The organism is Shewanella sp. SM69 (genome assembly GCF_025653985.1).
Taxonomy (GTDB): domain Bacteria; phylum Pseudomonadota; class Gammaproteobacteria; order Enterobacterales; family Shewanellaceae; genus Shewanella; species Shewanella oncorhynchi.
The window spans coordinates 1-8,073 of the sequence record NZ_JAKKRV010000037.1 but is presented as its reverse complement, the minus strand read 5'-3'; the positions used below and the strand labels follow the sequence as shown (position 1 = coordinate 8,073).

The 8,073-nt window shown below is 37.9% G+C and carries 7 protein-coding genes and 2 pseudogenes; 3 read left to right on the top strand and 6 right to left on the bottom strand.

What is annotated here, in order from left to right; genetic code table 11:
- The 5 genes and pseudogenes from L5M37_RS23725 to L5M37_RS23705 all read right to left on the bottom strand — a co-directional run.
- Window positions 1–143 (bottom strand): annotated as a pseudogene (locus tag L5M37_RS23725) (IS4 family transposase); the annotation flags it as partial.
- A 76-nt stretch (window positions 144–219) separates the two neighbouring features.
- The gene (locus L5M37_RS23720) at window positions 220–744 is read right to left on the bottom strand and encodes a hypothetical protein (protein WP_263201902.1); all 525 of its coding nucleotides are present in this window, start codon (window positions 742–744) and stop codon (window positions 220–222) included.
- Window positions 745–747: 3 nt separating this feature from the next.
- Window positions 748–2,463 carry a hypothetical protein gene (locus tag L5M37_RS23715; RefSeq protein ID WP_263175702.1) on the bottom strand — a complete coding sequence of 572 codons (1,716 nt, stop codon included), beginning with the start codon at window positions 2,461–2,463 and terminating at the stop codon, window positions 748–750.
- Window positions 2,464–2,941: 478 nt separating this feature from the next.
- The gene (locus tag L5M37_RS23710; protein WP_006081626.1) at window positions 2,942–3,331 is read right to left on the bottom strand and encodes an H-NS family nucleoid-associated regulatory protein; all 390 of its coding nucleotides are present in this window, start codon (window positions 3,329–3,331) and stop codon (window positions 2,942–2,944) included.
- Between the two features lie 436 nt (window positions 3,332–3,767).
- The gene (locus L5M37_RS23705; RefSeq protein WP_263168634.1) at window positions 3,768–4,661 is read right to left on the bottom strand and encodes an MBL fold metallo-hydrolase; all 894 of its coding nucleotides are present in this window, start codon (window positions 4,659–4,661) and stop codon (window positions 3,768–3,770) included.
- A 137-nt stretch (window positions 4,662–4,798) separates the two neighbouring features.
- On the opposite strand from L5M37_RS23705, the gene L5M37_RS23700 reads away from it, so the two are divergent.
- The gene (locus L5M37_RS23700; protein ID WP_263168636.1) at window positions 4,799–5,749 is read left to right on the top strand and encodes a GlxA family transcriptional regulator; all 951 of its coding nucleotides are present in this window, start codon (window positions 4,799–4,801) and stop codon (window positions 5,747–5,749) included.
- 178 nt (window positions 5,750–5,927) lie between these two features.
- Here L5M37_RS23700 and L5M37_RS23695 read toward each other — a convergent pair whose 3' ends face one another.
- Window positions 5,928–6,266 (bottom strand): winged helix-turn-helix transcriptional regulator, encoded by a 339-nt coding sequence (locus L5M37_RS23695; RefSeq protein WP_172591458.1) that lies wholly within the window; start codon window positions 6,264–6,266, stop codon window positions 5,928–5,930.
- Window positions 6,267–6,370: 104 nt separating this feature from the next.
- Here L5M37_RS23695 and L5M37_RS23690 point away from each other — a divergent pair, with 104 nt between their 5' ends.
- Window positions 6,371–7,213 carry an SDR family oxidoreductase gene (locus tag L5M37_RS23690; RefSeq protein ID WP_263168639.1) on the top strand — a complete coding sequence of 281 codons (843 nt, stop codon included), beginning with the start codon at window positions 6,371–6,373 and terminating at the stop codon, window positions 7,211–7,213.
- Window positions 7,214–7,934: 721 nt separating this feature from the next.
- Window positions 7,935–8,073, top strand: a pseudogene (locus tag L5M37_RS23685) (IS4 family transposase); the annotation flags it as partial.

Here is an 8,073-nt window from a genome sequence, read left to right as displayed (position 1 = left end):
AAATTTCGACCTAACTCAGTCAAGGTCAGTGTCTTACATTCAATCAGTGCCTTAGAGGCCAGCATCAAGCTGTTTAATCGTTTTAGGTGAAGTTCTGGGCAGTATTGGTGTAAAGAATGTTGTAGGATATTGGCTTCGCGCATCTTGTTGTCCAAGTGTAGTTTTTAGCGAAACCATTTGATCATGCAACAAGATGCGCTTCCACCCTAATTTGATGATTTATTTGTAAATCATCAGGGGATTCTTCAGCATAAAATTTTCATGTAGAAAGTTATCATTAATAAGGCTTGCGAGCTTATCCCCGTTCCATTCCTCGAATTCAATATTTTCATTCGTCTTAGTTTTAGAATCTATATAACCAGTAAATAAATCTCTAACAGGTGTTTGCACATCGCCACCAAAACAAGGACAAATAACAATTGGTTTGCCTTTATGCTCAGGTGGCAGTCTATGAGGAATATAGGAATCAATAATTTCATCTAGAGATGGTCTTAATGCTTGGTTTTCATTTCCATTCCATGTAGATCGAGTCAAGTCTCCCGCTTTAATTGAAAAGAGGTAAACCTTTTCAACTCCACCATATAACGAACCAACAGCGGCAACATCCACGCCTCTTTCGCTTGCCCCTCTTATTGGTTTTCCAAAGACAGTCAAACCAAGCTGGCTTAATAAATCAGGTAATATCGCATCGAGTTCATCTCTTTCGTTAAGAGAGGCTAAGTATTCTTTAATAACAAGCTTCATATCTTACCCCTCATACCTAAAAATATTAATTAGTCGGTTTAATCCAATGGGATCTATGGAAAAAAATATAGGAGTTTCAGTTGAGTGACTTATTTTACTGAGAGGCATTACCTGCCTTCTGGACTCTCCATTACCATTATACTGCTTAAAAACAGACTTGTTGCCATACAATAAGACTTTTGAGTTATTGCCAAACAATGATGCCAAGAAAGAGCCCTTACGTGCTTCTTTCATCATTGCTTCATTTTCAACATAATTTTTCCGTCCCATAGCTTCTCTATGTCTAGTACTGGGATGAAGTTCTTTGTTTAAAGACGCTTTCATTAGTACGTCATGATAGGCATCATTTCTCTTCAATAAATGGAGTAACTCTTTGGTTTTCTTTTTCCGTTTATCCAGTTCAGCTATATGATCTTTAATAACCCCCTCTATAGTTTTGGGTGTATTCATAAGTAATGGGTAAAATAATAACTCAGATATTTTTTCAAAATCAGAATCATTACAGTGTTCCAATATCGAAAGTACGTAAAATGTAGCCAACTTCGGTTTTAAGAATAACCAACCAACGGCTTTTCTTGCGACAAAGAAATAGTCCTTGGAGTCATCGATTTTACTTACTTTAGAGGGAGTGTTTTCATGTTCGAAAATAATATCTGAAGCAGCCTGACAAAGGTAGTGGTTGCCAGAACAAAACCAACGAGTAAATAACTCTTCATGATCTATGTTTTTATTTTCCCATATCGCTGTAGAGATATTGTGAAAGCTGGTGATTTCGAAGTTGTCATCGCAATTGGCAACAAGCTTTTTTTCTAATAGTCCAATAACTTCAGCTCTGCATTCCCTGTTTAGAAGAGTCGTTAACGCATAGTCTACAGTATGGGATTTTTGCCATTCAGTGATTGAAAATTGATCAAAGAAACTTAAAAAGAGCACCTCCCATTCTGTTGGTAAATGCTCTTCATCCAACCATACTATTCGTGATACCTCTTCTAGCAACATAATCGAATCGTCAAGTAAGCATAATGTTATGCTTTTGGTGGCATTCGCAGCAAGTGAAGAGTCTTTTTTACATATCTCATTAATAGTCTGTAAACAACTTTTAGCCAGCTCATCAGCATGGTTTTGTTCTAATAATGAATGTATATGTTCAAGAGCTTTTGCTAGTAAGCCACTATCGCTTGAATATTTTAAATAACCCAATGCTAGTATTGCTTCAGTTTGTATTTTTTGATTTGAATGAGCGGTCAGTTCTAGAGCGAATTGGAAGCTTTCTTCTAAAGATATCTTCGATTGACTGATTAAAGTAGCTCTTAAAAAAAACTCCCATTTAGTCGGTGACTTAGCCAACATTTCAACAGCATCTTTAATTCTTGACTTATTTTCACCCAAAAATTCACTTATAGGTATATTGCAATATTCGCCCTTACTTAGAATTATTTGGCTTGTTTCAAATACAGATTTAGTAGGTGCTTCAATTAAACCAATCACACCTAAGTATTGTCGTATGTGAGAAATGTATCCATCTAAGCATTGAGGGGAATTTAAAAATTTTAAAACGTCCAATTCCCCTGAGTTATGAGCACTAGCAAGTTTTTTGATAACTTCTTTATATTCAATCCGGTAATCGCTAAGAAGCTCAACTAACGAATGATAGTAATCCTCAGTTGCTAGGACTACTTCTAATTTCTGATTAAAATCGATTTTTTGATTCTCTTGCACAACAGACTACACCTTGTAATTATTATTTGATACCAATTAACCATTTGATTTATAAATGCTTATTTTGGAGTGGTTGTAGCTGAATAGTATCTGCGAATTGATCAGCCATCAAATCATTAAATACGGTTCAATCCAGCAATTAGTCACCTAAGGACCTGTCTCTTAGTCACATCTTTTATGCATTTAAAAGTGCATAAAATCGGTCTGATAAAGAATAGGTATGTACTAGACTTGTCTAGCCTTAATGCACACAGCTCAGTTAATGACCAGATGTGGGTTGTAAAACTTGTTTACCGCCCAATTGACTTACCTTTAAGGGTCTATTCTGCATTGGTTTTGGACTTGTGACTAAGGACATATTGATTCATTACAAAAGGTTGGTCAAACACTGATTTATGACCCCATGACGAACAGTGACTCTAAATGATAATGGGGCAGAACAGACTTTCATCAGTCTGTTCTGTTATAGACAGGGAATTTAGATCAAAAAGTCTTCGATTGAACGGCCATTTTCAATTTGTTTTTTGAAAATAGTTGGCATTCTACCTTGCCCTGTCCAAGTGACAGTTTCGCCCTCAACTACGATTGAATATTTAGCTGGACGTGGTGCTCTTGTGCTTTTTACTTTAGCAGTAACACCGCCAAGATCATCAAGTGATAAACCAGCTGACTCAATCATCTTCTGAAGTTCTGCAATTTTAGCGATACGCTCAGCATTTGCTTCAGCTTCAGCATTCGCTTCTTCTTCTCTTTCAGCAACGATCTTGCCTAACTTTTCGTACACATCTTTTAGTTCAGCAACAGATAACTCTTTAACAGAAGCTTTTAAGCGACGAGCATGAGTTAAGATCTCTAAGAATTCAGACATTGTATTTCCCTAATAAGTTTGTATCGCAACAATATAGCTGATCTTCAATTTGTAATGAATACACAAAGAGATTCAAATTAATAGTTATTAACATGCAGAAATTGCGTGTTTACGCGCAATATTTAGCTGTTTTCGAAGCGAATTGCTAGATTATGTCGATAAACTTCACTTCTGCACACAAAACTGCATAAACATTCAGAATTTGACTCATCTCTGACTTCTTACTCGGTTAGGGGGAGCAGAAGCACATCAGCCAACAACGAACGCGAGATCTCTGAGCTTTATGTGTGAATCAGTCTGTGCGAGACTGATTCACAAACTCACGACTTCGAGTACCCACTTACTCCCTTTATTTCTCATTCACAAACTCACGACTTCGAGTACCCACTTACTCCCTTTATTTCTCATTCACAACTAATTAATCAAGAAACTATACTTATAACTTCAACGACTCACCATCTTCAGGAATTAATACTTGTTTTTCTATGCCTTTTTCCTGCACGAACTCCCTGAGCTCTTTACGAGTCAATGCTGCGTGATTGACCGTATCCATGTGTACCGCAACAATATTTGCTTGGGGGGCATGCTTAATAGCCCGAAGTGTGTCTTGTTCACCCATGATAATAGAACCTTCAAGGCTGTCTAAACGAGCATCACCCGTGTTAAGAACAACTACTTCAGGCTTAAATTCATTTAGAGCATTTTCCACTTCATTACGCCAAATGGTATCACCGACAAAATATACAGTACTGTAATTATCTGCTTGTAAAACCACCCCCATAGCTTCTCCTAACAATTTAGCTAACTCTGGGATTGCATACATTTCATCCGTGCCATGCTGCCCACCCGTTTTGGTTAAACTAATGCCATTGAACTGAGTTTTAATCCCTAACACACGCACATCTTTAAAGCCTTGAGCGCGAATAGTATTTGCATCCTCTTCATTTTGAACAAATAAAGGCATCGTTTTAGGTATTACACTTTGTGCTGCATCATCCCAATGATCAAGATGTGTGTGAGTGACAATAACAGCGTCTACATTGTCAATTACAGCTTTAGCTGACATGGGTAAATCGATCATTGGTATACGTATTTCACTACGGTAAGTACCGGCAAAACCAGGATAGGTATCTTTCTCTGCCAGCATAGGATCGATTAAGAATGTTGTGCCACCATAAGTAAGTTTAGATGTTGCATTTCGAATATGCTGAAAGTGAATCTGCTGTGGTTCTGCATGCAGCGTTGGAGCCGATTCAGCTAGTGCATTGCTGCTATTTATTATGGTTGCAAGCCCTAAGGTAAGTAGGATGGTGATAGCTTTGTTTTTCATAATGTATCTCTTTGGCGGTTGATTAATATGAGACATTATCTTCGGTATTTACGAGAGGGAATATTGACCCAAGTGACAAATGTCGAAATAATTGGGCCAAATAATGATATGACGAACCACTTGGGAGCACTTTGCATATGCAAGTACCAACAGTCGCTTTGATTCTCTACCCTCATTTCAGCGTGTTTCATGTCGCTGTGCCTCAAGCCGTTTTTTCGATGCAGCCAGATAACAAACCCATTTTTGACTTAAAGATAGTGTCAATTGATGGTAAGCCACAACACACTGACAATTGGATGACAGTTCAGCCTGATGGTGGATTAGAACTCGTTGAGTTGGCAGATATAGTTGTCATCCCTGGGTGGCATGACCTAGACAGTGCACCTGCTTCTGATGTATCTGAAGCATTGGTTAAAGCTCATGAAAGAGGGGCTATGGTCGTGGGGCTTTGTTATGGTGCTTATGCGTTAGCCTACTCAGGGCTATTAGATAAAAAAGAAGCTGCAACTCATTGGATGGCAGAGGAAGATTTTACAGTTCGTTTTCCAAATATAAAGCTAAATACGAATGCACTTTATGTTGAAAGTGACCGTGTAGTCACTTCTGCAGGTACTGCTGCCGCTTTAGACTGTTGCTTGTATATTGTGAGGTCTTTTTATGGGACAAAAACAGCGAATAAAGTTGCACGTATCTTAGTTGTACCTCCGCACAGAGAAGGCGGTCAGGCACAATTTATTGCACAACCTATCCCAAAATCAACTCAAGATGCAGAGGTCAATAGGTTACTGGATTATTTACGTGAAAACCTCGACAAACAATATTCTATCGCTGATTTAGCAGATCAATTATTTATGAGTCGCCGTACCTTTACTCGGCATTTCAACAACGCTACCGGTATGTCATTTGGAAAATGGCTTGTAAGTACTCGTCTGCAACGTAGCCTTGAGCTTCTTGAAAGTACAAGACTTTCTGTAGAACAAGTGTCTGAAATGGTTGGTTTTCAGACTGCAACGTCATTTAGGCAACATTTTAATCAACGTTTTCACGTTAGCCCAAGTGCTTGGCGTAAAACGTTCGCAGGAAGTTAATGGTGTTCAGAAAATTAACAAGCACTAAATGAAATAGCTTTTCCCCAGCTGGCATCCGTTAACATAAGTCTTTGCATGGCTTGAGGTTATAGTTACTTTTGGCGAAGCAAATTATAACGTCTTGCCATACTGTCTGAAAATCACCGGCCAAAGATCAACAGACCCTAGCTACTTCACTTTATAATTTATTGCGTTGGATAAGTTGGTCTGGAATGGTTTCACCCCATTTTCCCATTGCTTCAAGAACATCTCGTAGATTTTCGCCTAAAGTAGTTAATTCATATACCACTCGTGGCGGCGTTTCGGCATACACAGTGCGAGTAACAAGTCCGTTAGCTTCAAATTGCTTTAATCTGTGGGTTAGGGTATGTGCACTAATTCCATTCAGGTTATTTTTCAGTTCGGTAAAACGAAGGGGGCCATGTAACAGCTCTCTAATGATTAACGTTGCCCATGGGCCATCCATAAGTATTAAAAAACGCGCGACTCCGCAACAAGGCGTTTCTCTGTTATTCATACTTTTCTCATTTTTGTAAGTTATTTCTAATAGTGCATTTGACGTAACCGACTTAACGTCTGCACTATTATCACTCTGTTTAAATTATCATTACTGGAGTATATATGAAATACATTATTCATGGAGCAACTGGTGCCCAGGGAGCGCCCCTTTTTAATAAGTTGATTGAGCAAGGTACGGATGCAGTTGCTGTTGTGCGCAACCCCACCTCTCTTAAGGGTGTTCCAACAGTCGCTTTAGACTTAACTTCAGTGGACTCTCTTATTTCTGCTTATGCTGGTGCTGATGGGATATTCCTTCATTTACCAATTGGTCCTGAAGTAATGCGTAGTGAATTTGCACATAATATAGCGAAAGCGATTATGGAGGCTAAGCCTGCCCGTGTAGTTCTTACAACTAGTGGTTGGCCCTTAGGTATCCCTGGAGATAAAAGCGCATTGCCCACTCTGATTAATGAACTTGAGAAGACGAGCGTCTCTTTGGCTATCATTGCACCGCAGTTATATCTTGAGAATTTGTTGTTGCCAATTGTTATTGGACCAGTGAAAGAAGATCATAAACTCCCTTATCCACTACGTAATGATTATCCAGTTTCTTGGTGTTCTCATCTTGATATTGCTGATGTCGCAGCAGCTCTTCTTCGCGATTTTTCTGTAACAGGGATTGTGGAAGTGGGCCAATTGCCTGCCATCACTGGTAATGACCTAGCAGATGCATTTGCCGACTATTTTGGTCATGATGTTAGCTTTCAAAGCCTTACTCCTGATGAGTTTGGTATGAAATTAGCTATTTTGTTTGGAGAAAGTGCCGCAACAGAGGTTGTAAAAGGATATAAAGCAAAAGCATTAACTCAAGATTCAGCAATCAAACAAGCTATGAGTGCGCAAGTATTATTAGGAATTACACCACGTACCGTAGGACAGTGGTTAAGAGATATAAATATTTGACTATCTGATAATCTGGCCTATACATTAATATGTAAAGGCCATAAAATCCTAAGTAACACCTAAATTATCACCGAGTGGCTGTGTGAGAAATTCTTTTTTTAAAGACTATTAAACCAAATTTAACATTATATTTTAAGAGATAGAGTATCATATTTTTCCATATCCAAAACTTGTACACAAAGCTTGTCCAATACACTTTTAAACAAGGTCGCAAAAAATAAAAGTTAAACATTATCATTCGTAAACAAGATAATAATTATATCTCTATCAAATAAGTGAGCGTCAGTTAAGTATGTTTCGCTAGATGAATTTTCATCACCATTTATGTAAAACTTTAGTTTTTTAATTAATCTTGTTTAATGGGAGTTTTCAATAACTTATTGCAACCTTGGATCGTGAAGATTTCAACAAATTTTTCAGGTGAAAAACCTAATTAAATTGGCAATAGATTCTTCCATGATAACATTAATTAAAAACTGTCTTATAGAAAAATCAGAAATGAACATTGTAAAAATAGGTTACATGTTCACCTAGGAATTAAAGGAAATCGTAAAGTAAAATCTAATAGTTCTGTATCCACATCATGAATTAATTCACTTAGTTAAATGCTAAGTACTGAAGAATCCCCTGATGATTTACAAATAAATCATCAAATTAGGGTGGAAGCGCATCTTGTTGCATGATCAAATGGTTTCGCCAAAAACTACACTTGGACAACAAGATGCGCGAAGCCAATATCCTACAACATTCTTTACACCAATACTGCCCAGAACTTCACCTAAAACGATTAAACAGCTTGATGCTGGCCTCTAAGGCACTGATTGAATGTAAGACACTGACCTTGACTGAGTTAGGTCGAA